This window comes from Achromobacter sp. GbtcB20, from assembly GCF_019091095.1.
GTDB classification, from domain to species: Bacteria; Pseudomonadota; Gammaproteobacteria; order Burkholderiales; family Burkholderiaceae_B; genus Achromobacter; species Achromobacter mucicolens.
Genome location: NZ_JAGXJZ010000013.1, coordinates 1 through 24,659 on the forward strand (window position 1 = coordinate 1; position 24,659 = coordinate 24,659).

Annotated in this window: 22 protein-coding genes; 8 read left to right on the forward strand and 14 right to left on the reverse strand. The window is 65.3% G+C overall.

The features are described 5' to 3' along the window. Positions 1 to 472: 472 nt before the first annotated feature. The 6 genes from KVT32_RS17255 to KVT32_RS17280 form a co-directional block, all read right to left on the reverse strand. A complete protein-coding gene (locus KVT32_RS17255) occupies positions 473 to 1,195 on the reverse strand; it encodes an ABC transporter ATP-binding protein (RefSeq protein ID WP_175156951.1) in 723 nt (240 codons plus the stop codon). Positions 1,196 to 1,213: 18 nt separating this feature from the next. Continuing rightward, positions 1,214 to 3,136, reverse strand: a complete 1,923-nt coding sequence (locus KVT32_RS17260; protein WP_152382904.1) for a branched-chain amino acid ABC transporter ATP-binding protein/permease — start codon at positions 3,134 to 3,136, stop codon at positions 1,214 to 1,216. 3 nt (positions 3,137 to 3,139) lie between these two features. Beyond that, positions 3,140 to 4,012 (reverse strand): branched-chain amino acid ABC transporter permease, encoded by an 873-nt coding sequence (locus KVT32_RS17265; protein ID WP_006216335.1) that lies wholly within the window; start codon positions 4,010 to 4,012, stop codon positions 3,140 to 3,142. Positions 4,013 to 4,152: 140 nt separating this feature from the next. Beyond that, positions 4,153 to 5,316 carry an ABC transporter substrate-binding protein gene (locus KVT32_RS17270; protein ID WP_217618563.1) on the reverse strand — a complete coding sequence of 388 codons (1,164 nt, stop codon included), beginning with the start codon at positions 5,314 to 5,316 and terminating at the stop codon, positions 4,153 to 4,155. Between the two features lie 321 nt (positions 5,317 to 5,637). Further along, entirely contained in the window at positions 5,638 to 6,579 is a 942-nt protein-coding gene (locus KVT32_RS17275; RefSeq protein ID WP_217618564.1) for a LysR substrate-binding domain-containing protein, read from the reverse strand. A 76-nt stretch (positions 6,580 to 6,655) separates the two neighbouring features. Then, the gene (locus KVT32_RS17280) at positions 6,656 to 7,288 is read right to left on the reverse strand and encodes a LysE/ArgO family amino acid transporter (RefSeq protein WP_056319516.1); all 633 of its coding nucleotides are present in this window, start codon (positions 7,286 to 7,288) and stop codon (positions 6,656 to 6,658) included. A 156-nt stretch (positions 7,289 to 7,444) separates the two neighbouring features. Here KVT32_RS17280 and KVT32_RS17285 point away from each other — a divergent pair, with 156 nt between their 5' ends. Together KVT32_RS17285 and KVT32_RS17290 are read left to right on the forward strand one after the other, a co-directional pair. Then, positions 7,445 to 8,344 (forward strand): LysR family transcriptional regulator ArgP, encoded by a 900-nt coding sequence (locus KVT32_RS17285; RefSeq protein WP_056319519.1) that lies wholly within the window; start codon positions 7,445 to 7,447, stop codon positions 8,342 to 8,344. A gap of 18 nt (positions 8,345 to 8,362) precedes the next feature. Beyond that, complete coding sequence (locus tag KVT32_RS17290) at positions 8,363 to 8,854, forward strand: copper chaperone PCu(A)C (RefSeq protein ID WP_217618565.1); 492 nt, start codon at positions 8,363 to 8,365, stop codon at positions 8,852 to 8,854. A 150-nt stretch (positions 8,855 to 9,004) separates the two neighbouring features. Here the strand turns inward: KVT32_RS17290 and gdhA are convergent, their stop codons facing one another. Continuing rightward, on the reverse strand, positions 9,005 to 10,351 hold the full coding sequence (gene gdhA, locus KVT32_RS17295; protein ID WP_152382901.1) for an NADP-specific glutamate dehydrogenase: 1,347 nt from the start codon (positions 10,349 to 10,351) through the stop codon (positions 9,005 to 9,007). Positions 10,352 to 10,763: 412 nt separating this feature from the next. Continuing rightward, the gene (locus KVT32_RS17300) at positions 10,764 to 11,558 is read right to left on the reverse strand and encodes an exodeoxyribonuclease III (protein WP_056319529.1); all 795 of its coding nucleotides are present in this window, start codon (positions 11,556 to 11,558) and stop codon (positions 10,764 to 10,766) included. Between the two features lie 131 nt (positions 11,559 to 11,689). Here KVT32_RS17300 and pyrE point away from each other — a divergent pair, with 131 nt between their 5' ends. Then, the gene (pyrE, locus tag KVT32_RS17305) at positions 11,690 to 12,376 is read left to right on the forward strand and encodes an orotate phosphoribosyltransferase (protein WP_056319532.1); all 687 of its coding nucleotides are present in this window, start codon (positions 11,690 to 11,692) and stop codon (positions 12,374 to 12,376) included. A gap of 51 nt (positions 12,377 to 12,427) precedes the next feature. Here the strand turns inward: pyrE and KVT32_RS17310 are convergent, their stop codons facing one another. The 5 genes from KVT32_RS17310 to gatC form a co-directional block, all read right to left on the reverse strand. Continuing rightward, complete coding sequence (locus KVT32_RS17310; protein ID WP_152382899.1) at positions 12,428 to 12,901, reverse strand: type II toxin-antitoxin system VapC family toxin; 474 nt, start codon at positions 12,899 to 12,901, stop codon at positions 12,428 to 12,430. Further along, entirely contained in the window at positions 12,898 to 13,143 is a 246-nt protein-coding gene (locus KVT32_RS17315) for a hypothetical protein (protein ID WP_056319758.1), read from the reverse strand. The genes KVT32_RS17310 and KVT32_RS17315 overlap by 4 nt, the downstream gene beginning before the upstream one ends. 124 nt (positions 13,144 to 13,267) lie before the next feature. Beyond that, positions 13,268 to 14,725: an Asp-tRNA(Asn)/Glu-tRNA(Gln) amidotransferase subunit GatB gene (gatB, locus tag KVT32_RS17320; protein WP_152382898.1), complete on the reverse strand. Its 1,458-nt coding sequence runs from the start codon at positions 14,723 to 14,725 to the stop codon at positions 13,268 to 13,270. A 4-nt stretch (positions 14,726 to 14,729) separates the two neighbouring features. After that, on the reverse strand, positions 14,730 to 16,265 hold the full coding sequence (gene gatA / locus KVT32_RS17325) for an Asp-tRNA(Asn)/Glu-tRNA(Gln) amidotransferase subunit GatA (RefSeq protein ID WP_217618566.1): 1,536 nt from the start codon (positions 16,263 to 16,265) through the stop codon (positions 14,730 to 14,732). 3 nt (positions 16,266 to 16,268) lie between these two features. Then, the gene (gatC, locus tag KVT32_RS17330) at positions 16,269 to 16,577 is read right to left on the reverse strand and encodes an Asp-tRNA(Asn)/Glu-tRNA(Gln) amidotransferase subunit GatC (RefSeq protein WP_056319538.1); all 309 of its coding nucleotides are present in this window, start codon (positions 16,575 to 16,577) and stop codon (positions 16,269 to 16,271) included. Positions 16,578 to 16,806: 229 nt separating this feature from the next. Between gatC and KVT32_RS17335 the strand changes: the two genes are divergently transcribed. From KVT32_RS17335 to rodA, 5 genes are all read left to right on the forward strand, one after another. Then, positions 16,807 to 17,850 carry a rod shape-determining protein gene (locus tag KVT32_RS17335; RefSeq protein ID WP_006216320.1) on the forward strand — a complete coding sequence of 348 codons (1,044 nt, stop codon included), beginning with the start codon at positions 16,807 to 16,809 and terminating at the stop codon, positions 17,848 to 17,850. An 84-nt stretch (positions 17,851 to 17,934) separates the two neighbouring features. Next, positions 17,935 to 18,819 carry a rod shape-determining protein MreC gene (mreC, locus tag KVT32_RS17340; protein WP_056319540.1) on the forward strand — a complete coding sequence of 295 codons (885 nt, stop codon included), beginning with the start codon at positions 17,935 to 17,937 and terminating at the stop codon, positions 18,817 to 18,819. Between the two features lie 49 nt (positions 18,820 to 18,868). Further along, a complete protein-coding gene (gene mreD / locus KVT32_RS17345) occupies positions 18,869 to 19,375 on the forward strand; it encodes a rod shape-determining protein MreD (RefSeq protein ID WP_371825598.1) in 507 nt (168 codons plus the stop codon). A 15-nt stretch (positions 19,376 to 19,390) separates the two neighbouring features. After that, entirely contained in the window at positions 19,391 to 21,319 is a 1,929-nt protein-coding gene (gene mrdA, locus KVT32_RS17350; protein ID WP_056319545.1) for a penicillin-binding protein 2, read from the forward strand. Continuing rightward, on the forward strand, positions 21,316 to 22,452 hold the full coding sequence (gene rodA, locus KVT32_RS17355) for a rod shape-determining protein RodA (protein WP_152382896.1): 1,137 nt from the start codon (positions 21,316 to 21,318) through the stop codon (positions 22,450 to 22,452). Before mrdA ends, rodA begins: the two co-directional genes overlap by 4 nt. A gap of 1,150 nt (positions 22,453 to 23,602) precedes the next feature. Here rodA and KVT32_RS17360 read toward each other — a convergent pair. Then, entirely contained in the window at positions 23,603 to 24,652 is a 1,050-nt protein-coding gene (locus KVT32_RS17360) for an Ldh family oxidoreductase (protein ID WP_217618568.1), read from the reverse strand. Positions 24,653 to 24,659 lie beyond the last annotated feature (7 nt).

Sequence of the window (24,659 nt, forward strand, 5' to 3'; positions counted from 1 at the left end):
TGCTTCGGCGTGCTTAAAACTCGGACACCGTATCGGCCCGACTACGCCTGAGCGCTTGACGGTCAAGACGGTATCTAGACATGAAGCAGCCACACGCGAAGCGTCATCGCCCCGACGCAAGACGGCGCGTAAGCCCCCGAAGGCCGCCCGCGCGGCCGCCGCGGGCGGGCCCCGCAAGATCTTTCTCTCTCCCCCCACCGTGGGCAAGAACCTAAAGAACTCAACTCGCCCCGCAGACCGCAAAGCTGAATCTACAAGAGCCCGTCGCAGCGGGGGCCGAGGCGCGCGGGGCGTGTAGATGCGCCCGAGGGAAACCGAAGGGAGCCGGAAGGCGTACGAGGTTGACGAAGGGGCAGTCCGGAGCGAAGGCTCCGGACCGCAATCGTAGCCCCGCGCGCCTCGGCCCCCGCTGCGGCGGGCGTCTAAAGAACCACCCTCAACGCCAGCCTAAAAAAAACCCCCCAAAAAAACCTCAATGCGACCCACCCAAATAAGCCGCCACCACCGCCGGATCATGCTTCAGCTTCTCCGCACTCCCATGCACAGAAATCCGCCCATTCTCCAGCACATACCCATAATCCGCGACATTCAACGCCGCCGCCGCGAACTGCTCCACCAGCAGCATCGTCACGCCTTCTTCCTTGAGCCGCGCAATGATCCGGAACACTTCCTCCACGAGAATCGGCGCCAGTCCCATCGACGGCTCGTCCAGCAGCACCAGTTCCGGGTTCAGCATCACCGCACGCGCCATCGCCAGCATCTGCTGCTCGCCGCCCGATAACGTGCCTGCCAGCTGATCGCGCCGTTCCTTCAGCCGAGGGAAGAGATCCATCGCCCGCCCCAGATCCGCCTGCACATCACCCTTCGGCCGGCTACCCGTCAGGCGAGGAAAGGCGCCCAGCAGCAGGTTGTCCGTCACCGACAGCGTCGGAAACACCCGGCGGCCCTCTGGTGAATGCGCCAGTCCCAATCGGGCAATCCGATGCGACTCCATCCCGTCGATGCGCTTGCTGCCCAGCGTGATCTCGCCCGCCGTCGGCCGGATCATCCCCGACAATGCCCGCATCGTCGTCGTCTTACCGGCCCCGTTCGAGCCGATCAGCGTGACCACCTTTGCCTTGGGCACCTCCATGCTGATGCCGTGCAGCACCTTCACCTTGCCGTAGCCTGCTTCCAGATTCTTGATCGATAGCATCTTGTTGTCCCCTTGGCGTCAGGCGGGCGCGCCGCCCAGATACGCCTCGATCACCTTGGCGTTGCTTTGCACTTCATTCGGCAGCCCTTCGGCGATCTTCTGGCCGAAGTCCAGCACCGACACGGTGTCGCACACGCCCATCACCACATCCATGTGGTGTTCGATGAGGATCAGCGTGATGCCGTGGTCGCGCACCTTGCGGATGATGGCCAGCAGCTCCACGATGTCGGGCGCGGTCAGGCCGGCCGCCGGCTCGTCCAGCAGCAGCAGTTGCGGATCCAGCGCCAGCGCGCGTGCGATCTCAAGCAGGCGTTGCTTGCCGTACGGCAGGTTGCGCGCTTCTTCGTTGGCCAGCGACTCCAGCCCCACGAACTCCAGCAGCGCCATGGCCCGCGCCCGCGCGCCCTGTTCCTCGGTCTTCCATTTTGGCGTGCGCAGCGCGATGCCCGCCAGGCCCGTCGTGAAGGTGTGGTGCAGGCCCACCAGCACGTTCTCCAGCGCGGTCATCTCGCCAAAGAGCTGCACGTTCTGGAACGTGCGGGCGATGCCGGCCTCGGCGATGTGGGCCGGGGGCAGGCCGACAAGCGACTTGCCGGAAAACTCCACCGCGCCGGCCGTGGGCACGTAGATGCCGGTCAGCACGTTCATCATGGTGCTCTTGCCGGAGCCGTTCGGTCCGATCAGCCCGTGGATCGTGCCGCGTTTGACGGTCAGGTCCACTTCGTTCAGCGCCTTCAGACCACCAAACTGCATCAGCACGCTCTTGGCCGCCAGCAGCGTCTCGCCCTTGCCCGCCACCGCGTCGGGCACGGCGTCCTGTTCTTTCACCAGGTCCTTCTTCACCGTCAGCGCGGCGCGGCGCGAGGAGAAGAACAGGTTGCGCACGAAGCCCACGATGCCGTCGGGCAGGTAATACACGACGAACAGGATCATGGCGCCGAAGATGGTCAGGCGCCAGTCGGTCACGGCGTCCAGCCAGTAGGAGAAGACAGCCAGCACGATCGTCCCGATCACCGGCACCGCCACCTTGCGCGGCTCGGTGCGGCCCTTCGAGATGGCCACGGCGCTGCCTACCGTCACCAGGATCGCCACCGCCAGCGCGATCAGGCGGAACGTGCCGATGTCGTCCAGCATCTTGGGCAGCAGCACGATGATCGACGCGCCCAGCAGCGCGCCCGTGCGGCTCTTGCGTCCGCCCATGATGATGGCCAGCAGGAACAGGATCGTGAGCTCGAAGTTGTACGTGTTCGGCGAGATGTACTGTTCCGAATACGAATACAGCGCGCCCGCCAGGCCGGCAAAACCCGCACTGATGACGAACGCGATCACCTTGTGGCGGTACACCGACACACCCATGCAGTCCGAGGCGATCGGACTGTCACGCAGGGCTTCGAACGAGCGGCCCAGGTGCGACTTCAGGATCCGGTGCACCACGATCAGCGAGATCACCAGCAGCGCGGCGACCAGCCAGAAATACTCGGCCTTGGTCAGTACGTGCCCCGCGATGGACGGCTTGGAGATCTTGATGCCCAGCGGGCCTTCGGTCAGGAAGGTCATTTCGTTGATCAGGATCTGAATGATCGTGCCGAATGCCAGCGTCACCATCGCCAGATAGGGGCCCGTGACGCGCAGCGCCGGCAGGGCCAGCACCGCGCCGAAAGCGGCGGCGATGAGGATGGCGGCAGGCAAGGTCAACCAGATCGGAATCTGCAGGTGAAAGACCAGCACGCCGGCCACATACGAGCCGATGCCGAACAGGCCCGCGTGGCCCAGCGACACCTGGCCGGTGTACCCCACCACGATATCGAGCCCGAACAGCAGGATCGAATAGATCATGATGGTTTCAATCAGGTGCAGGTAGTACGTGTTGGTCACGCCCAGCGGCACGGCGGCCAGGCAGGCCACGGCCACGATGGATAGGAGAAGGTGCAGGGGTTTCATCGCTTACACCTTCTTGATCGCGGTCTTGCCGAACAGGCCGGCGGGCTTGAAGGTCAGCACGAGCAACAGCAATACCAATCCCGGCACGTCTTTGTATCCCGTTGATAGATAGAAACCGGTGGTCGTCTCGGCGATCCCCAGGATCAGCCCGCCCACCACGACGCCCATCCCGCTGGACAGGCCGCCAATGATCGCGACGGCAAACGCCTTCAGGCCAAGCACCGCGCCCATCGTGGCGCCGGTCAGCGTCAGCGGCGCGACCAGCACGCCGGCGAACGCGGCGGTCAGCGACGACAGCGCATACGAGAACGTGATGACCATGCCCGTGTTGATGCCCATCAGGCCGGCCGCGTCGCGGTCGTTGGACGTGGCGACGAAGGCCTTGCCGTAGATCGACTTGCGGTTGAAGATTTCCACCAGGATCATCATGCCCAGCGCGCCAAACACCACCAGCAACTCCATCGGCAGCACGTTTGCGCCCAGCACCTGGATGGGCGCCTCGGGCAGCGGCGAGGGAAAGCGCAGGTCGTCACGGCCCCAGATGTTCTCGGCCACGTTCTTGAAGATGATGCCCAGTGCAATGGTGGCCATGATCCAGCCGAATTCGGATCGCGTCTTGATGGCGGGCCGCACGCCCACGCGCTCGACCAGCGCGCCCTGCGCGAAGCCGAAGATGCAGACGATGGGAATCATGACCCAGTAGTTCACGCCCAGTCCGACAAGCGTCAGACCGACGAGCGCACCCAGCATCAGGGCTTCGCCCTGGCCGAAGTTCAAGGTGCCGGACGTGGCGAAGGTGAGCTGGTAGCCAAAGGCAATGACCGCGTAGATCATGCCTAGCGCGATACCGCTATAGATGAGCTGTAGAAGAATCATGGTGTGTGTCTTGAGGCGCTGTGTTCCGTCCCAACCCCCTTGGGCAGAACGCTGTTTTCAGGCGGCTGCATGCCCCGCGTCCTGAGTTTGGGGCGCGGGCGGCGGCGGCCGGGCAGCCGCCGCCTTCCTGCTTGTCGGGATTAGTTGGCCTTGACGACCCGGCCGCCCTTGACCTCGCCGATGACCACTTCCTTGGCGGTGATCGCGTCGTGGTTGTCGTGCGAGAAGGGCTTGTTGTAGGTCATCACCACGCCCTCGACCGGGGTCTGCAGGTTTTCCAGCGCTTCGCGCACCTTGGGACCGTCGGTGGAGTTTGCCTGCTTGATGGCGGCTGCCAGCAGGAAGATCGAGTCATAGCCCTGCGCGGCCGACACCGGCGAGTCGATGCGGTTGTTCTTGGGCTTGAACTTGGCCAGGTAGGCGTCGATGAACGCCTTGCGCTTGGGCGTGTCCGGGTCCTGGATGAAGGTCTGCGGCATGCGCGCGCCTTCGCCGTTGGCGCCGGAGTTGTCGATGTAGTTGGCCATCGACAGCGTCCAGCTGCCGATGATCGGCACCTTCCAGCCCAGCTTGGTCATGCCGTTGGCGATCTGCGCCAGCTCTGGGCCGATGCCGTAGGTCAGCACGGCTTCGGCGCCCGCGGCCTTGGCCTTGAGCAGCTGGGCCGTCATGTCGACGTCCTTGATGTTGAACTTTTCGACGGCCACGGGCTTGATGCCCTTGGCGTCCAGCGCTTTCTCCAGGTCCTCGCGGCCAAGCTGGCCGTAGTTGGTGGAGTCGGCCAGGATCGCCACTTTCTTGAAGCCGCGGCGCGTGATCGCTTCTTCGACGATCATCGGGGCCTGGATGCTGTCGTGCGCGGCGTTGCGGAACACGTAGTTGTCGGGGTAATCCGGCGCCTTGAACTGATGCGTGATCACGCTGCCGGTGGCCACGTTGTTGAACACCGGAATCTTGGCGTCCTGGTAGAAGCGCTGGGAGGCCAGCGCCACGCCCGTGTTGATGTAGCCGACGGTGGCGGTCACCTGTTCCTTGTTGATCAGCTCCTGCGCGATCTGCACGCCGCGCTCGTTCTTGGCTTCGTCATCGCGTTCGACGGCGACGAGCTGGCGGCCCAGCACGCCGCCGTTCTTGTTGATCTCTTCGATGGCCAGGCGCACGCCGTCGCGCATGCTGACGCCCATGGAGGACGAGCCGCCGGTGTAGGGGCCGGCCACGCCGATCTTGATGGGGTCGGCGGCGTAGGACGCGGCCGATACGGCAAATGCAAGGGTTCCTGCAAGCAGCTTCAAACGAAAATCCATCGATGTCTCCGTTGTAATTGGGTGAACTGCGTGGAAAGCCGTGTGCCGGCGCCAGTCGGCGTGGGTTGTTTTGTTGGCGCGCTCCTTTATTGCGTGTCGTGACTGTCTGCTTAATCGCTTACGCGAATCTGACCCGGCGGCGCTTTTCCGCGTAAATACCTAGTGCCGCTGCAAGGTTCCTTTCAGACTGCTGAACGTCTTTAGCCTGATGGCGGGCCCGCAGCGGCATCGGTGCGCCGGGCGCGCGCAGACGTGCTGGCCGCATCCTAGCGATCAGGGTGCGGCGTCGTGCGGAAATTCATTCCGCAATCAAGTGGAAATTTATTCCTGACCGGCCTCGGGCCCGCATGGCCATTGGGCTGCGCGCTGGCAGACCTCTGTCAGCCATAGGGAAAACGCCTGGACTGCGCCGCCAGGTGCGCGTGTGGTTTCGGTGCACAGGTAGTACTGCGACTCGCCGGGGATTTCCACGTCCAGCAGGCGGACCAGCTTGCCTTCGTCCAGCCACTCGGCGGCCAGCGACCGGCGCGTCAGCGCCACGCCCTGGCCCGCGCGTGCGGCGGCGAGCATCATGCCCAGGTCCACCAGCCACACGCCGCGCGACGGCTCGGGCCAGTCCAGGCCGGCGGCCGCCAGCCACGGACGCCACGGTTCCATCGGACAACGCAGCAGGTCCGCGCGCGCCAGGTCCGCGGGCCGCAGGAACGGGCCACGCGCTGTCTGGTAGCCGGGTGAGCACACCGCGAACACCGGATCGTGCGTGAGGGGGTGGGCGTTCAGGCCGGGATACTTGCCGCTGCCAAAGCGGATCCACACATCGGCGTTGGGCGGCATGATGTCCAAGTAGGGAATGGACAGCATGATTTCCAGTTCGACGTCGGGATGCGCGGCGGTGAAGCCGGGCAAGGCGGGGATCAGCACCTGCCGGGCGAACGTGGGCGTGGACACCACGCGCAGCGTTTCAAGCTTGGGTTCGTTGCGCTTGTGTAGCGAGGCGTCCGACAGCAGGTCGAGCGCCGTGCGCACCTGTTCCAGATACTCGCGTCCGGCCGCGCTCAAGGTTGCGCCGCGGCTGCTGCGGATGAACAGGGTGACGTCCAGCAGCGTCTCAAGCGAGGCAATACGCTTGCCGATGGCGCTGGCGGTGACAAAGAGCTCTTCGCTGGCGCGCTCGAAAGAACCCAGCCGGGCCGCGGCTTCGAACGCCTGGATGGCGGCAAGCGGCGGCAGGCGCACGTCTTTGGAAGGGGAAGGTCCGCGCATGGAGCGGTGGCGGGCCGGCCCTGCGCCCGACGGAAAGTGGTGAGGCGACGATTATAAAAGTGATGGCCTGCGAGCCTCAGACGCCCTTGACCGCCAGGCTGACCGCCAACCCGGCCATGACTGCGGCGATGACGCCGTCCAGGACCCGCCAGGCCGTCGCGCTGGCAAAGAACGGGGCGAAGAGGCGTGACCCGATGCCCAGCACGGCGAGCCACAGCAGGCTGGCCGTGAAGGCGCCGGCCGCGAAGGCCATGCGGGCGTCTTCGAAGCCATGCGCCAGCGAGCCCACCACCACCATGTCCAGCCAGAAATGCGGATTGAGCAGCGAAAAGCCCAGCGCGCCCAGCATGGCGGCGCGGCGCGACGGCACCACGTCGCGGGCGGCGGCCAGGCCGCCCGTGGCCGTCCAGGCGCGGCGCGCGGACTGCGCCGCGTACCAGGTCAGGAAGGCCACGCCGAACCACAGCACGGCCGTCGTCAGCCAGGGGAACCACGCGGTCAGTGCCTGCAGGCCGGACACGCTCGCGAAGATGAACACCAGGTCGATCAGCGCGCAGATGGCGACGACGCTGAGCAGGTGCGCGCGCATGAGGCCCTGGCGCAGGATGAACGCGCTTTGCGCGCCCACGACAGCGAACAGGCCGAGGCCCGTGGCCGTGCCGCTGGCCCAGGCGGTGAGGAAGGCGGGGGATGACAACGTGGCAAACATGGAAGGGATACCTGTGAAACCGGTGACTGCAACGCCTGTGGCGGCGTTTCGATGGGTGGCCGGGCGCGTGGAGCGGCCGGCATGGTGTGATTTTCCCTTGCCATGCATGTGAAATACAGCTAATTTTCCTTCACTATATTAAGCGTGGCTAATGTCATGAGAATCGATCACGGCAACCTGCGCGCACTGGCCGCGGTGGTGCGCGAAGGCAGTTTCGAGCGCGCGGCGCTGTCGCTCAGCGTCACGCCGTCGGCGGTGTCGCAACGGATCAAGGCCCTGGAAGACCGCATGGGCCGGCTGCTGGTCCAGCGCACCGTGCCCGCAGCCGCCACGGCCGATGGCCAGGTGCTGGTCCAACTGGCCGAGCAGACCGCCTTGCTCGAGCACGACGCGCTGAACCGGCTGGGCGTGGCCGATGACGACATTCCCCATGCCAGCATCCCGATCGCCGTCAATCACGACAGCCTGGAAACCTGGTTCGTCGACGCCGCCCTGCAGTTCGCCGCGCGCACCCGCGCCACGCTCGACATGCTGTCCGAAGACCAGGACCACACGGCCGCCCTGCTGCGCAACGGCTCCGTGCTGGGCGCCGTGACCACGCTGGCCGATCCCGTGCAGGGTTGCCGCATCCATGCGCTGGGCAGCATGCGCTACGTGGCCACCTGCACACCCGACTTCCACAAGCGCTACTTCGCGTCGGGGGTCAATGCGCAGACGCTGGCCCAGGCGCCCGTGCTGGTGTTCAACCGCAAGGACGCCCTGCAGGCGCGCTTTGCGCACAAGATCGCCGATCCCGCGCCGTGGGAGCCGCCGGTCTGGTGGGTGCCGTCCACGCGCGCATTCGTGCAGGCGACGCTGGGCGGGTTGGGTTGGACCATGAACCCGCTGCCGCTGGTGCAGGAACACCTTGATGCCGGTCAACTCGTCCTGCTGCGCGGCCGGGCGTGGGAGGACGTGCCGCTCTACTGGCAGCATTGGCGGGTAAACTCCGAGGCCATGGAAGCCTTGACCGACGCGGTGCTGTCAGCCGCCCGCAGCCTGGTCAGGCGCCGTTAACGTCTCAGGAGGACACGCATGAACATCCGCAAGTTTGCCGCCATTGCCGCGATTGGCCTGTGCACCGCCGGTTCGGCGTGGGCCAAGGACTACAAGGTGGGCCAGGTCGAAATCGACGATCTCTGGGTGCGCGCTTCCGCGCCGGGCCAGGCCAACGGTGCGGGCTACATGGATATCGACAACGACGCCAAGGCACCGGACCGCTTGCTGTCCGTGTCGTCGGATGCCGCCGAGCGCGTGGAACTGCACACCGTGCAGACCGAGAACGGCGTGTCCAAGATGCGTCAGGTCGAAGGCGGCATCGCGCTGCCCGCCGACACCGAGGTCAAGCTCAGCCCGGGCGGCTACCACGTCATGTTCATCAAGCTGAAGGCGCCGTTCAAGGACGGCGCCACCGTGCCCGCCACGCTCAAGTTCGAAAAGGCGGGCGAAGTGGCGGTTCAGTTCAAGGTCATGCCGGCCTCGCACAACCCCGGCATGAGCCACGGTCATGGCGGCATGAAGCACTGATCCCGGCAAGCCCGCGTCCTCGGGGCGCGGCAGGCTTGCCAAGTGGCTGCGGCCTTGCCGCCGCCAATAAAAAGGCCGACTCGCAATGAGTCGGCCTTTTGCTTGATCCGCTTGCCTGCGCCGCTGCGGGCGAGGGTCAGCGGGCAGCGATCAATACAGGCCTTGCTGGCGCATGGCGTCCGCGACCTTCACGAAGCCGGCGATGTTGGCGCCGTCCAGGTAGTTCACGTACTCGCGCTCGGAGTGGCCGTGACGCACGCAGTTTTCGTGGATGTCGCGCATGATGGCGTGCAGGCGGGCGTCCACTTCCTCGCGGGTCCACGACAGGCGGGCCGAGTTCTGTGCCATTTCCAGGCCCGACACGGCCACGCCGCCGGCGTTGCTGGCCTTGCCCGGCGCGTACAGCACACGGGCGGCAACGAAGGCCTTGGCGGCTTCAAGCGTGGCGGGCATGTTCGCGCCTTCGGCGACGGCCAGCACGCCGTTCTTGATGAGCGTCTGCGCATCCGACAGCTCCAGCTCGTTTTGCGTGGCGCAGGGCAGGGCGACGTCGACGGGCACGTGCCACGGGCGCTTGCCGGCCTCGTACTGCAGGCCGAATTGGCGGGCGTAGGTGTCCAGGCGGCCGCGCAGATCGTTCTTGATGTGCATCAGCGCCACGAGCTTCTCGTGGTTGAAGCCGGCCTCGTCGACGACGGTGCCGTTCGAATCCGAAACGGTGATGACGCGGGCGCCCAGGGCCATCGCCTTCTCGATGGCGTATTGCGCCACGTTGCCCGAGCCCGACACGGAAACGCGCAGGCCATCAAAGGATTTGCCCACGCGCTTGAGCATTTCTTCGGCGAAGTACACGGTGCCGTAGCCGGTGGCCTCGGGACGGATCAGGCTGCCGCCAAAGGTCAGGCCCTTGCCGGTGAACACGCTGGCCGTCGAGTTGGACAGCTTTTTCATCATGCCGGCCATGAAGCCGACTTCGCGCGCGCCCACGCCGATGTCGCCGGCCGGCACGTCGGTGTCCGGGCCCAGGTGGCGGTACAGCTCGATCATCAGCGCCTGGCAAAAGCGCATGACTTCGGCGTCGGACTTGCCCTTGGGATCGAAGTCCGAGCCGCCCTTGCCGCCGCCCATGGGCAACGTGGTCAGCGAGTTCTTCAGGGTCTGTTCGAAGGCGAGGAACTTCAGGATCGACAGGTTTACGGACGGGTGAAAGCGCATGCCGCCCTTGAACGGGCCGATCGCCGAGCTGTGCTGGATGCGGAAGGCGCGGTTGACCTGGGCGCGGCCCTGGTCATCGGTCCAGCAGACGCGGAACTGGATGACGCGCTCGGGTTCGACCAGGCGTTCGAGCAGGGCGTGTTCAGCGTAGTGGGGATGCTTCTCGACGAAAGGCCACAAGCTGAGCATCACCTCCTGGACGGCTTGCATGTACTCGGGTTGCTGCGGGTCGCGCGCGGCGACGCCACGCAGAAAGTCGTCCAGACTCTGCACTTTCACCATGATCTCCTCGGGGGTGCTTCGAATAGGTGCGGAAATTGCGCCAGATTGGGGCGCGATCAGTTTGTTTTGGTGCAAGACTGCACCGGTATGGTGCGGCGATTGTAGGGGCAAAATGTTGCCCTGCGCAAAGCGAAAAACCGCGCCATCACGTTGATAACAAACGGATTTTTCGGAGCAAAAATCGGGGACGTATTTCCGGGCGGGCGTCTCCGGATGCGGAATCCAAAGATGCGCGTTTGGGCGTGATGCTTGAAATATCAGGGGAAATTAATATGTCCCCGTTTTAAATTCCTGCCTCGTCATAGGGGCGGCTACCCGTGCCCTCAGGCCACGAGGTCATTGTCAGGCCGCTTGCAGGCGTAGCGGCCCGTGACTCGCACGTAATACGACCCCAATTAAATATTGAGAAAAATCACGCGCGCAAGGTGGTGTCGTAATCGATCGTCAACGGCGCGTGATCCGAGAAGCGCTCGTCCTTGTAGATGGCGACGTTACGCGCCTTGGCGGCGATGCCTGGCGTGGCAATCTGGTAGTCGATGCGCCACCCGACGTTTTTGGCCCAGGCCTGGCCGCGGTTGCTCCACCAGGTGTATTGGTCCGGACGGTCATCAATGGTGCGAAACACGTCCACAAAGCCGCGCTTGTCGAAAACGTCCGTGAGCCAGGCCCGCTCTTCGGGCAGGAAGCCCGAGTTCTTCATGTTGCCCTTCCAATTCTTCAGGTCGATTTCCTTGTGCGCGATGTTCCAGTCGCCGCAGATGACGAATTCGCGGCCGGTCGTCTTGTGCTCATGCATCAGGGCATCGATCCACGGCCCGAACCGGTCCAGGAAGCGGTACTTCGCCTGCTGGCGTTCGTCGCCGCTGGAGCCGGAAGGCAGGTAAGCGCTGATGATCGACAGATCCTTCCAGTCGGCGCGGATGATGCGGCCTTCGTTGTCGAACTCTTCACAATCAAAGCCGTTGTTTACGCGCTCGGCAGCATCTCGCAGGTAGATACCCACGCCGCTGTAGCCCTTTTTCACGGCGTGGTGAAAATGGCCGGTGTAGCCGGGCGGATGCCGCAGGTCGTCGGTCAGGTCCTCGTGGGACACCTTGATTTCCTGCAGGCACAGCACGTCGGCGGCGTGCTTTTCCATCCACGGTTGCAGGCCCTTCTTGAAGGCGGACCGGATGCCATTGAGGTTGATCGACGTGATGCGCAGCAAAGCGAAACTCCTGTAATGCGGCCGCAGGGGGGCGGACAATGCCAGGAATTTAACCGACTCGGCGGCGCCGTCCGGGAAAGTCCCCGACAGCGGATAAAATGCGGGGTCTGCCACCTACCGGAACCCCTTGCATGCCCGCCGCCCAGTCCTCCGTCACCGCCCTGGATTTCGTCCGCTTCGCCTTGAACGAGGGCGTTCTGCGCTTTGGCAGCTTCAAGGTCAAGTCGGGCCGTATCAGCCCCTATTTCTTTAACGCGGGCCTGTTCAACAATGGCCGCTCGGTCGGCAAGCTGGCGCAGTTCTACGCGCAGGCCCTGCTGGATTCCGGCGTCGAGTTCGACATGCTGTTTGGCCCGGCGTACAAGGGCATCCCGCTTTCCACCGCCACCGCCGTGGCGCTGGCCGGCCATCCTGACATGCAGGGCCGCAGCGACGTGCCGTTTGCCTACAACCGCAAGGAAGCCAAGGACCATGGCGAAGGCGGCACCCTGGTCGGCGCGCCGCTCAAGGGCAAGGTCGTCATCATCGACGACGTCATCACTGCCGGCACGTCGGTGCGCGAATCGGTGGAAATCATCCGCGCCGCGGGCGCAGAGCCGGCCGCCGTGCTGATCGCGATGGACCGCATGGAGCGCGCCGGCCCGGATGACGCCTTGTCGCCGCATTCGGCCGTGCAGGACGTGGCCAAGACCTATGGCATCCCCGTGGTCGCGATTGCTTCGCTGACTGACATCCTGGCCTTGCTGCAAGACGATGCGGCGTTTGCCGAGAACCGGGATGCCGTGCTGGCGTATCGGACGAAGTACGGGGTGAAGTAAACGGGCCGGTCTGCCGGAAGCAACACGTAGGGCGGCCAATGGCCGCCCGTTTTATTGGCAAACATAATTCGCGACGGGTTCGGCGACCCCATGGGGTTGGCCGAACACGGTAACGCCGCTGGCACGCGCCGCGTCCGCCAGCTTTCGGTCGAAGGTGGCCAGACAGGCGCGGTGCCGAAGGGAGAGCTCGAGATAGCTCGCGTCGTAAGCCGTCAAACCATGGGTGCGGGCGATCTCGCAGGTGCGCGCGATGTGGTGAGCGGCATCGTCGTGGTCAGGGCGAAAGGGCAGGCTGTCCAGAAGCTGGTTGAATGCAGCGACCTGATCCTGCGAGATACGCCGGCTGCGCTCGGCACGCAGAACGCCATTGGCGACCTCGACGCGCCAGATGTGAGGCACCGTGTTTTGCGAGCCGTGGGCGACGTCGAGCAGGTGCCGGGCAAGGAGCGATTCGTGAATATCCACACGATCGAGCAGCCATGCAAGCGCGACCGACGCATCGGGTACCAGATTGAAGGTGTTCATTCTCTCCCTTCTTCGATCCATTCGCGGATGGTTTCGTGAGAGACGGGGGCCGCTGTCTGCAGGCGCTTCATGGCCTCAAGGGCGTCGTGCGCGTCGAGCGAGGTTTCGGGCAGGACGGGCGTCAGCCTGGCACGGCGCACGCCGTCGACCGCGATGATGAAGTGCTGCCCCTGGTTTAGGGCCTGCAGGTAGTCGGTGAATCGGTGCAGCAGGTCGTTGCTGCTGACCTCGATGTATTTCATGGCCAAGTCTCCGGCGAATTCGACCAGATCATTCTTGGCCAAGCAAAAGGCCGCGGCAAGATGCCGCGGCCTTTGACTTAGTCTGATATTGCGCCGGTCCCCCGTTTGGCGAACCGGCTGCCCATCAACTATCCAACTTCTGCTTCAGCAAGTCATTCACCTGCTGCGGGTTGGCCTTGCCGCGGGCGGCCTTCATGATCTGGCCAACCAGGGAGTTGAACGCCTTTTGTTTGCCAGCGCGGTACTCATCGACGATGGCCGGGTTGGCGGCCAGCACCTCGTCGATCATCGCGCCGATGGCGCCCGTGTCGCTGATCTGCTTTAAGCCGCGGGACTCGATGATGGCGTCGGCGTCGCCGCCGTTCTCGCCGGCCCACATGGCGCCAAAGACCTCGCGGGCGATCTTGTTGGAGATCGTGCCGTCGATGATGCGGCCGATCAGGGCCGCCAGCGCGGGCGCGGCGACGGGCGATTCGGCGATGGTCTTTTCTTCCTTGTTGAGCACCGCGGCGACTTCGCCCATGACCCAGTTGGACGCAAGCTTGGCCTGACCGGCCGGCAGCGCGTGCGCCACGGCTTCAAAGTAGGCGGCCAGGTCGCGGCTGACGGTCAGTTGGGCCGCGTCGTAGGCGGGCAGGCCGTATTCCGATTCGAAGCGGGCGCGCTGGGCGGCCGGCAGTTCGGGCATGGCGGCGCGGACCTCGTCCACCCAGTCGCTGGAGATCACTAGCGTGGGCAGGTCGGGATCGGGGAAGTAGCGGTAGTCGTGCGCGTCTTCCTTGCTGCGCATGCTTCGCGTTTCGTCGCGGTCGGCGTCGTACAGACGCGTTTCCTGGACCACGGTGCCGCCGTCCTCGATCAGCTCGATCTGGCGGCGCGCTTCATAGGTGATGGCGCGTTCCAGGAAGCGGAACGAGTTGACGTTCTTGATCTCGGTGCGGGTGCCGAATTCCTTCTGGCCCACCGGGCGCACCGACACGTTGGCGTCGCAGCGGAACGAGCCTTCCTGCATGTTGCCGTCGCAGATGCCCAGCCACACGACCAGGCTGTGCAGCGCGCGCGCATACGCCACGGCTTCGGCGGCCGAGCGCATTTCGGGTTCGGTCACGATTTCCAGCAGCGGGGTGCCGGCGCGGTTCAGGTCGATGCCGCTGGCGGGGCTGCCATTGGCCAGGCTGAAGTCGTCGTGCAGGGACTTGCCGGCGTCTTCCTCCAGGTGGGCGCGCGTCAGGTTGACGGTCTTTTCTTCTTCGCCCACGAAGAACGACAGCGAACCGCCCACCACCACGGGCAGCTCGTACTGGCTGATCTGGTAGCCCTTGGGCAGGTCAGGGTAGAAGTAGTTCTTGCGCGCAAAGACCGAGCGCGGCGCGATCTTGGCGCCCACGGCCAGACCGAAGCGGATGGCGCGTTCGGCGGCGCCGCGGTTCATGACCGGCAGGCTGCCCGGCAAGGCCAGGTCGACTTCATTGGCCTGCGTGTTGGGCGCGGCGCCGAATTGCGTGCTGCTGCCCGAAAAGATCTTGGAGTCCGTGGAAAGCTGCGTGTGCGTTTCCAGGCCGATGACGATTTCCCAGTTCATGTTCTCAGCCTTGCTGGACAGGGGCACGCTGATGCCAGTCCGTCACGTGTTGGTAGCGGTCGGCGATGGCCAGGAGGCGGCCTTCGTCGAAGTAGTTGCCGATGATCTGCAGGCCGATGGGGCGATTTTGTTTTTCGCCTCCGAAACCGCAGGGGATCGACATGGCGGGCAGGCCCGCCAGGCTCACGCCCAGCGTGTAGACGTCGGCCAGCCAGTCGGCGGTCGGGTCGTCGCGGTTGTCGCCGATGTTCTTGGCGACCGTGGGCGTGACCGGTCCCATGATGACGTCGCACTGGTCCGCAAAGGCGCGCTGGAAGTCCTGCGCGATCAGGCGGCGCAGGCGCTGCGCCTGCAGGTAGTAGGCGTCGTAATAGCCGTGGGACAGCACGTAGGTGCCGATCAGGATGCGGCGCTTGACCTCGTCGCCGAAACCTTCGGCGCGTGAGCGGCTGATCATCTCGTTCAGGTCGCCGTACTGCTTGGCGCGGTGGCCGTAGCGCACGCCGTCGTAGCGCGCCAGGTTGCTGGACGCTTCGGCGGGGGCGATCACGTAGTACGCCGGAATGGCCAGCTCGGTGCGCGGCAGCGAGACCGGCACGCGCACGGCGCCCAGCGCCTCGAACTGCTCAAGCGCGGCCTGCACGGCAGCGGCCACGTCGGACGCCAGGCCGGCGCCAAAATATTCCTCGGGCACGCCGATGCGCAGGCCCTTCAGGGGCTGGCTGCCGGCGGCGTCGAAGCGCCCTTGCGCGGCGTCGAAGTCGCGGCGCACGCGTCCAGGCTCGTTGACGGCGCCGTCGCACTTTTCAAGGCTGGTGGCGTCGCGCGGGTCAAAGCCGCTGATGACGTCCAGCAGTTCGAGCAGGTCGCGGCTGCTGGGGGCCAGCGGGCCGGCCTGGTCCAGGCTGGAGCCGAAGGCCACCATGCCGTAACGCGACACGGTGCCATAGGTGGGCTTGATGCCGCTCACGCCGCACAGGGCGGCGGGCTGGCGAACCGAGCCGCCGGTGTCGGTGCCGGTGGCGGCAGCGACCAGGCGGGCGGCCACGGCGGCGGCGGAACCGCCCGACGAGCCGCCGGGCACGGCAGCGTGGTCCCACGGGTTCTTCACGGCGCCGTAGGCGGAGTTCTCGTTGCCGGAGCCCATGGCGAATTCGTCGCAGTTCAGCTTGCCCAGCGAAACCGCGCCGGCCGCTTGCAGGCGCTCCACGACGGTAGCGTCGAACGGGCTGGTGTAACCCTCGAGCATCTTGCTGCCCGCGGTGGTGCGCCAGCCGCGCGTGACGAAGGCGTCCTTGTGGGCGATCGGGATGCCCGCCAGCGGCCCGGCGGTACCGGCCGCCAGCGCGGCGTCGGCTGCGCGCGCCTGGGCCAGCGTCAATTCGGCGTCAATATGTAAAAAGCTGTTCAGGCCGCTGGCCGCTTCGGCGGCCGACAAGGCGCTTTGCGCCAGGTCGACGGCACTGACTTCGCGTTGGGCGAGGGCCGTGCGCAGGGCGGCGATCCCCTCGAACTGGGTGTGCAGGGCAGGTTTCGTCATGACTTATTCCAGGACCTTGGGAACCAGGAACAGGCCGTCCTGGGCATCCGGCGCGTTGGCCAGCAGTTCCTCGCGGCGGGCTTGCGAACCGGCTTCGGTCACGGCGTCTTCACGCAGGCGCAATACGATGTCTTCGTGGGCGGACAGCGGATGGGCCAAAGGTTCCACGCCTTGCGTATCGACGGACTGGAGCCGCTCGATCAAGTGGAGGATGCCGTTGAGTTCGGCCTGCGCGACGGTGCGCTGGTCGGGGGTCAGTTCGATTCTGGCCAGCCGGGCAATGCGGGCCACATCTTTGTCGTTGAGCGCCATGGGGAATTGCAAAAATCGGTGAGCGAAGGCCGCGGGGCGGGAGTGGGCAGTATGCACATGCCAAACCCGTTACAAAGCTTGAATAGCCTGCATTTATGCGCTATTTCCGGGGAAATTATAAGTTATGATTCACGGTTTAATCGCCGTGATGACAGGCGGACCCGTCGTTTTACGGGCCAAACGCCCCGCGGCTTGACCCCAATTCCCCCCAGAATTTAGCTGAGCTCCCATGTTCGGATTCCTGCGCAGTTATTTTTCCAGCGATATGGCGATTGACCTCGGTACCGCCAATACGCTGATTTACGTCCGCGGCAAGGGCATCGTTCTCGATGAGCCTTCCGTGGTCGCAATCCGTCATGAAGGCGGGCCCCACGGCAAGAAGATCATTCAAGCCGTCGGGCACGAAGCCAAGCAGATGCTCGGCCGCGTTCCAGGCAATATCGAGGCCATTCGGCCCATGAAGGACGGCGTGATCGCCGACTTCACGGTCACCGAGCAGATGCTCAAGCAGTTCATCCGCATGGTGCACCCCCGCAACATGCTGGCGCCCAGCCCGCGGATCATCGTCTGCGTTCCCTGCGGTTCCACCCAGGTGGAACGCCGCGCCATCCGCGAATCGGCCCTCGGCGCCGGCGCCTCCCATGTATTCCTGATCGAAGAACCCATGGCCGCTGCCATCGGCGCCGGCCTGGCCGTGTCCGACGCCAGCGGCTCGATGGTCGTCGACATCGGCGGCGGCACCACCGAAGTGGCCGTCATCTCGCTGGGCGGCATGGTCTACAAGGGTTCCGTGCGCGTCGGCGGCGACAAGTTCGACGAGGCCATCGTCAACTACATCCGCCGCAACTACGGCATGCTGATCGGCGAACCCACGGCCGAACTGATCAAAAAGGAAATCGGCTCGGCGTTCCCGGGTTCCGAAGTCCGCGAAATCGAAGTCAAGGGCCGCAACCTGGCCGAAGGCGTGCCGCGCAGCTTCACGGTTTCGTCCAACGAGATCCTGGAATCGCTGACCGATCCGCTCAACCAGATCGTGTCCGCCGTCAAGATCGCCCTTGAACAGACGCCGCCCGAGCTGGGCGCCGACATCACCGACAAGGGCATCGCCCTGACCGGTGGCGGCGCGCTGCTGCGCGACCTGGACCGCCTGCTGCAAGAAGAAACCGGTCTGCCGGTCGTGGTGGCCGACGATCCCCTGACCTGCGTCGTGCGCGGTTGCGGCGAGGCGCTGGAACACCTTGAGAAACTGGGCGCCATCTTCATCAACGACTAATATTGCCCGCCAGCCCGGAGCCCCGCTTTTTTCTGGCTCCGGCCGCTGCGGGGGCCTCGGACGCGGGCGCCCGGGCTGAGATTCATGCAACGACAAGGGACTCCCCCCCTATTCAGGCGCGGCCCACCGGCAGAGGTGCGGCTGGTCGTTCTGGTCGTCCTTGCTCTGGCCCTGATCGTCATGGATTCACAATGGCGCATGCTGGAGCCGGCGCGCCGGACAATCGCCGTGGCGCTTTATCCCTTCCAGCGCGCCGTCATGGCGCCGCGCGACCTCGTCCAGCAAGTCAATGAGTGGGTCAACGCGGCCAATCTCATCCGCAGCGAAAACGAGGCCCTGCAACGCCAGCGCATCGAGCTTGCCCAGGTCGCGTCCCACGCCGCCCAGCTCGCCGCCGAAAACTCCCAGCTGCGCCGCCTGCTTGGTGTGACCGACACCGTGGCGCAGTCCGCGGTGGTGGTCGAAGTCATGTACGAACCCACCAACGCGTTCACCCAGCGTCTGGTCTTCAACAAGGGCAGCAAGGCCGGTCTTGCCCCCGGCATGCCCGTCATCGACGAAGGCGGCGTGGTCGGCCAGATCGTCCGCGTGACGCCGATGACCGCCGAGGCGGCCCTGGTCACCGACGAACAGGTCTCCATCCCGGTGCAATTGCTGCGCAACGGACTGCGTCTGATTGCATTTGGCGGCAATTCCCCCGGCAAGATGGAAGTGCGCTACCTGGCGGCCAATGCCGACATCAAGGAAGGCGATACTATTGTCACCAGCGGCGTCGGCGGCCTCTTTCCCGCCGGCCTGCCCGTGGCCAAGGTGACCTCGGTCGAACGCGATACCGCATCCGGTTTCGCGCGCGCCGTGTGTGAACCCCTGGCCCACCCCGAACGCTATCGCCACTTCCTGGTTCTGCAAGTGGATGTGGATCGCGCCGAGTCCAACCGTCAGGAGGTCGATTCCGGTGGATCGGACTAACCAACAAGCCGCAGGGCAGTCTCCGCGCCGCCTTGGCACGCCCAGCAACGTGCAGCCCGACAGGCTGTCAGGGCCCGCGCATGCCTTCTTCGTTTGGGGCACCGTGCTGCTCGCGTGGCTGGTGTCGCTGCTGCCGTGGCGCCTGTGGCAGGGCGCGCCCGACGTGCTGCTGCTCATCATCGCTTTCTGGTGCGTGCACGAGCCGCGCCGCGTGGGCCTGTTCTCGGCCTTCTTCTTCGGCCTGCTGATGGACGTGCACGACGCGGGCCTCTTGGGCGAGCACGCGCTGTCGTACACGCTCGTCGCCTACGGCGCGGTGGTCCTGCACCGCCGGCTGCAGCGCTTCGACCTCTGGAGCCAGGCCATGCACATGCTGCCTGTGTTCTTCATTGCGCGCTTTGTCACCCAGATCATCCACGCGTGGCTGGCCGGCAAATGGCCGGGCTGGGACTGGGGCATCAGCGTGCTGTTGACCGCTGCCCTGTGGCCGCTGGCGGGCTGGGTGCTGCACCTGCCGCAACGTGGTGTCGACGACGCCGAATCCTCATCCGCCTGACGGCGGCGTCGCGTCATGTTTGAATTCAAGAAAACCGGCCAGCAGCAGAAGCAGCGCTTCCGCCTGCGCGCGTGGGTGGGCGGCGCCTTCGCGCTGGTATGCTTTGGCGTGCTGGTGGGCCGGTTCTGGTACCTGCAGGTCGACCGCTACGAAGGCCTGTCCGAACGCGCCGACCGCAACCGCATCGCGGTCGTGCCGATTCCCCCGCGCCGCGGCGAGATCCTGGACCGCAACGGCGAGGTCCTGGCCCGCAACTACCGCACCTACACCCTCGAAGTCGTGCCGGCCCACGCGGGCAACATGAACGAACTCTTCGAGCGCCTGACCGAAGTCGTCTACATCAGCCCGTCCGACCAGCGCCGCTTCAAGCGCCGCGCCGCCGAGTCCAGCCGCTACGCCAGTCTGCAGCTTCGCAACAACCTGAACGAAACCGAGGCCGCGTGGTTTGCCGCGCACGCGTTTCAATTTCCGGGCGTGGAACTGCGCGCCCGCTGGGTGCGCGAGTACCCGCAGGGCGTGTCGGCTGCGCACGTGGTGGGCTACATCGGCCGCATCGCCGACAACGACATCGAGGAACTGGACCGCGCCGGGCAACTGGGCAACTATCGCGGCACCGAGGTCATCGGCAAGAAGGGCATCGAAAAGACCTGGGAAGAGCAACTGCACGGCCGCACCGGCCTTGAAGAAGTCGAGGTGACGGCGGGTGGTCGGCCCATGCGCACGCTGCGCCGCATCGATCCGGTGCCTGGCTCGGACATCATGCTGTCCATCGACATGGGACTGCAGAAGGTGGCCGAAGAGGCGTTCGAAGGCCAGCGCGGCGCGCTCGTCGCCATCGATCCGGACACGGGCGAAGTGCTGGCTTTCGTGTCGCAGCCGTCATTCGATCCGAACCTCTTTGTGGACGGCATCGATGTCGACAATTGGCGCATGCTGAACGAATCGCCGGACCATCCCCTGATCAACCGTCCCCTGTACGGCACCTATCCCATCGGCTCCACCTACAAGCCCTTCGTGGGTCTGGCCGCCCTGGAACTGGGCAAGCGCCGCGCGACCGACCGTATCTCGGACCCGGGCTACTACGAATTCGGCGGACAGAAATTCCGCAACGCCGGCGGCGCAGCCTATGGCATGACGGACATGCACAAGGCCATCGTCGTGTCCTCCGACACCTATTTCTATTCGCTTGGCCCCGAAATCGGCGTGAACGCCCTGCACGATTTCACCAAGCAGTTCGGGTTTGGCCAGATCACGGGCATCGACCTGGAAGGCGAAAAGCGCGGCGTGCTGCCGTCCACCGACTGGAAGCGCGCGGCCTACAAGGACAAGGAACGCCAGCGCTGGTACGCGGGCGAGACCATTTCCGTCGCGGTGGGCCAGGGCTACAACGCGTTCACGCTGCTTCAGCTGGCGCAGGGCACCTCCACGCTGGCCAACAACGGGCTGTACCGCCGTCCGCACCTGGTGCACGCGGTGCGCGATCCGCGCTCGGGTGTGGCCAAGCCGACCGAGTCGCCGCCCGACTATCGCATTCCGCTCAAGCAGGCCAATGTGGACGTCATCAAAAATGCCATGGCCGACGTGGTGCGGGCCGGCACGGCGCGGCGCGCGTTCGCCAACACGCCCTACCAGGCCGCCGGCAAGACCGGCACCGCGCAGGTGTTCAGCCTGCGCGGCGGCCACTACCGCGCCAGCGCCATCGACGAGCGTCTGCGCGACCACGCGCTGTTCATGGGCTTCGCGCCGCTTGAGCACCCGCGCATCGCCGTGGCGCTGATCGTCGAGAACGCCGGTTGGGGCGCCAGCGTGGCGGCCCCCGTCGCGCGCAAGGTCTTCGACTACTGGCTGGCCAAGGACCGCCAGGACAAGATCGTTCGTCCCGAGCGCGCAGACACCATGGCGACCGTCGACGACATCGCCTCCGACCTGGTGCGCCAACAATGAAGCGTCTTGGCCTGATCCTGCTGCGCGTCTTCACGGCCTTCGACTGGCCGCTGCTCGCGATCCTGACGATGTTCGCGGCGCTGGGCCTGACGGTGATGCACTCGGCCGTCGGCGGCACCGACTGGCGTTTTGCGGAACAGTCGCGCAATTTCATCATCGCCTTCTTCGCGATGTGGACGATGGCGCTGATTCCGCCGAAGCTGCTGATGAAGCTGGCCTTGCCGTTCTACGTGGTGGGGGTGGTGCTGCTGCTGGGCGTCGAATTCTTCGGCGAGACCAGCAAGGGCGCGACCCGCTGGCTGAACCTGGGCGTGACGCGCATCCAGCCGTCCGAGATGATGAAGATCGCGGTGCCGATGATGCTGGCCTGGTACTTCCAGCGTCACGAAGGCGCAGTCCGCGTACGCGACTTCCTCGCCGCGGCCGCGATGCTGGCCGCGCCTTTCGGCCTGATCGTGCTGCAGCCCGACCTGGGCACGGCGCTGCTGGTGTTCGGCGCGGGCTTTTTCGTGATCTATTTCGCCGGCCTCTCGTTCAAGCTGCTGGTGCCGGTCATGCTGGCTGGCATCATTGCCATCGGCACGCTTGTCTACTACGAAGACCAGCTCTGCGAGCCGGACGTGGACTGGGTGGTGCTACACGATTACCAGAAGCACCGGGTCTGCACGCTGCTCAATCCCAGCTCCGATCCGCTGGGCAAGGGCTTTCACACGATCCAATCGATGATCGCGGTGGGCTCAGGCGGCGTCTACGGCAAGGGCTACATGAAGGGGACGCAGACGCACCTGGACTTCATCCCCGAACGCACGACCGACTTCATCTTCGCGGTGTACGCCGAGGAATTCGGCCTGTACGGCGGCATCGCGATCCTGGTGCTGTACGGCCTGATGATGGCGCGCGGTTTGACGATCGCCTCCCGGGCCTCATCGCAATTCGGCCGCCTGCTGGCCGGCGCGCTGACGATGATGCTGTTCATCTATGTCTTCGTGAACGTGGGCATGGTGACGGGGATCCTGCCCGTGGTGGGGGTGCCGTTGCCCTTCATGAGCTACGGGGGGACGGCGTTGTTCACGATGGGGATTGCGTTCGGGATCATGATGAGTATTAGTCGGCATCGGTCTGTGAAGACTTGATGTTGATGGTTGTTCTTCGTAGGGCGATAGTCTTTGCGCTACGGAGTTCTTCGTAGGTCGCCCGACGCCGCGGTCACCGTGGGCACGATCGCCCACGATTGCGGTCCGGAGCCTTCGCTCCGGACTTGCCTAGGCGGCCCCCCCCTTCGTCATCTTCGTCCGCCTTCGGCTCCCTTCAGATTCCCTCGGGCGCATCGACGGCGCTCGCACCCACGGTGACCGCGTCGCCGTGCTGCGAGGGTCTTTGGTATGTGGCGCTGTAAGACCTGTGGTCGGGGAAGGGGATCTGCGGGGCTGCCGAATTGCTGCCGCCCGGGCGGCGGCAATCGGCATCGGGCCGGTGGGACGTCGTGGCGTTGTGCGCTTCGCGCTGGCGGAGGTTTGTGTGCTGATGGCATCACGAACAAGGGGAGGGGCGGTGATGGGCGGCGCGCGTCGACCGCCAGCCACAACTTGCCGACCCGTACGCGCGCCGCCCATCGGGCACTGGGGTTCAAGTGACGATTAATGGCGAGCCGGGCGTGATTCGCAGTTGGGTTCGGACAGCGCAATGAATGTCGGCTTTCCGTCTTGTGCCGGTGTCTGACACCCTAGAGAGATGCGTTCGGTATGACGCGAATCTCACCAGGGTGTCAGACACCTTGTATCTTGGCCACTGTAGTGATTAGCTATCGCTACAAGCGGACCGATGAGCGTGTTCAGACACCTTGAGCAGGCGCAGCCACACGCGAAGCGTCGTCACCACGACGAAAGACGCCGCGTAAGCCCCCGAAGGCCGCCCGCGCGGCCGCCCGGGGGCGGGCACCGCAAGATCTTTCTCTCTCCCCCCATCGTGGGCAAGAACCTAAAGAACCCAACTCGCCCCGCCGCCGGCAAAGCTGAAGCGACTGGAGCACGTCGTAGCGGGGGCTGGGGTGCGCGGGGCGTGTAGATGCGCCCGAGGGAAACCGAAGGGAGCCGAAGGCGTACGACGTTGACGAAGGGGCAGTCCGGAGCGAAGGCTCCGGACCGCAATCGTAGCCCCGCGCACCCCAGCCCCCGCTGCGGCGGGCGTCAAAAGAACCCGCCTGAATGCCAGCCTCAACGTTTCGCCATTGAAACGGCCACCGCTAACACCGACCGCTTCAACGCCGCCGTTTCAAAACCTTCCTCAAGGCAACGCTTCAGGCACCCCAAGCTCCACGGCCAACTTCGTCAACCCGTCCCAAATCCGGCTATCAAACTCCACCGAATCCGCATTGACCGCCCGATTGCGAGCCTCGTACTCCCCCGGATACTGCACCGCTTCCACGCCGGGTTGCGGCTTGCACGCATGCAGGTAGTCGATGAAGGCGCCGACTTCCATCGACCGCCAATCCGTATTGAAGTCCACCTGCGGATCCAGCAGCAGCGCGAACATGTTGTTCGTCGCCACGCCGATGCGCGGATGTTCCGGTTGGATGGTGCCGCCGCCGGACAGCACGCCGGCGAGCAGTTCGGCCACCAGTCCCAGCGCGTAACCCTTGTGGCCGCCGAATGGCAGCAGTGCGCCGGGCGGGTCGGTGAAGAGCGCGCCCGGGTCCGTCGTTGGGTTGCCGCCGGCATCGATCAGCGACCCCGGCGGCGCCTGTTCGCCCTTCGCCGCCAGCACGCGCGCCTTGTTCACCGCGATCGAGCTGGTGGCCATGTCCACGATGAACGGCGGACGTCCGCCAGGCAGGGGGCCGGCAAAGCACAGCGGGTTCGTGGTCAGGCACGCCTGCGCGCCGCCGAACGGGGCGACGGTGGGCGAGCGGTTGATCACGTTGGTGAAGGCCAGCAGGATCAGGCCCTTGGCCGCCACCATTTCGCCAAAATGGCCCATGCGGCCAAGGTGATGGCTGTGGCGCAGGGTCAGGATGCACTGGCCGTGTTCCTGTGTGCGCTCGATCGCCTTTTCGATGACGACCTTGCCCACGTACTGACCGAGTCCGTGGTGGCCGTCGTAGGCCAGCATGGCGCCACGGTCGTTGAGGAGTTCTGGCCGGCCGTCGGGTTGGGCCAGGCCCTCGGACAACACGCGGCGGTAGTTGGTCAGGATGGACAGGCCGTGACTGGTGTAGCCGACGCGGTCGGATTCCACCAGGTGTTCGGCCACGTCGCGGGCGATGTCCTCGGGCACGCCTTGTGCCATCAGCACCCGGCGGCCGTATTCGTTGGCTTGGGCAATCGTGATCTTCATGAAGATT

Coding starts and splice junctions, on each gene's coding strand:
- KVT32_RS17310 (WP_152382899.1), bottom strand. CDS start 12,901: ATGAACACCTTCAATCTGGTACCCGATGCGTCGGTCGCGCTTGCATGG.
- KVT32_RS17290 (WP_217618565.1), top strand. CDS start 8,363: ATGAACATCCGCAAGTTTGCCGCCATTGCCGCGATTGGCCTGTGCACC.
- KVT32_RS17275 (WP_217618564.1), bottom strand. CDS start 6,579: ATGCGCGGACCTTCCCCTTCCAAAGACGTGCGCCTGCCGCCGCTTGCC.
- mreC (WP_056319540.1), top strand. CDS start 17,935: ATGCAACGACAAGGGACTCCCCCCCTATTCAGGCGCGGCCCACCGGCA.
- KVT32_RS17255 (WP_175156951.1), bottom strand. CDS start 1,195: ATGCTATCGATCAAGAATCTGGAAGCAGGCTACGGCAAGGTGAAGGTG.
- gatA (WP_217618566.1), bottom strand. CDS start 16,265: ATGACGAAACCTGCCCTGCACACCCAGTTCGAGGGGATCGCCGCCCTG.
- KVT32_RS17260 (WP_152382904.1), bottom strand. CDS start 3,136: ATGAAACCCCTGCACCTTCTCCTATCCATCGTGGCCGTGGCCTGCCTG.
- KVT32_RS17280 (WP_056319516.1), bottom strand. CDS start 7,288: ATGTTTGCCACGTTGTCATCCCCCGCCTTCCTCACCGCCTGGGCCAGC.
- KVT32_RS17335 (WP_006216320.1), top strand. CDS start 16,807: ATGTTCGGATTCCTGCGCAGTTATTTTTCCAGCGATATGGCGATTGAC.
- gatC (WP_056319538.1), bottom strand. CDS start 16,577: ATGGCGCTCAACGACAAAGATGTGGCCCGCATTGCCCGGCTGGCCAGA.
- KVT32_RS17315 (WP_056319758.1), bottom strand. CDS start 13,143: ATGAAATACATCGAGGTCAGCAGCAACGACCTGCTGCACCGATTCACC.
- mrdA (WP_056319545.1), top strand. CDS start 19,391: ATGTTTGAATTCAAGAAAACCGGCCAGCAGCAGAAGCAGCGCTTCCGC.
- gatB (WP_152382898.1), bottom strand. CDS start 14,725: ATGAACTGGGAAATCGTCATCGGCCTGGAAACGCACACGCAGCTTTCC.
- KVT32_RS17360 (WP_217618568.1), bottom strand. CDS start 24,652: ATGAAGATCACGATTGCCCAAGCCAACGAATACGGCCGCCGGGTGCTG.
- pyrE (WP_056319532.1), top strand. CDS start 11,690: ATGCCCGCCGCCCAGTCCTCCGTCACCGCCCTGGATTTCGTCCGCTTC.
- KVT32_RS17265 (WP_006216335.1), bottom strand. CDS start 4,012: ATGATTCTTCTACAGCTCATCTATAGCGGTATCGCGCTAGGCATGATC.
- gdhA (WP_152382901.1), bottom strand. CDS start 10,351: ATGGTGAAAGTGCAGAGTCTGGACGACTTTCTGCGTGGCGTCGCCGCG.
- rodA (WP_152382896.1), top strand. CDS start 21,316: ATGAAGCGTCTTGGCCTGATCCTGCTGCGCGTCTTCACGGCCTTCGAC.
- KVT32_RS17270 (WP_217618563.1), bottom strand. CDS start 5,316: ATGGATTTTCGTTTGAAGCTGCTTGCAGGAACCCTTGCATTTGCCGTA.
- KVT32_RS17285 (WP_056319519.1), top strand. CDS start 7,445: ATGAGAATCGATCACGGCAACCTGCGCGCACTGGCCGCGGTGGTGCGC.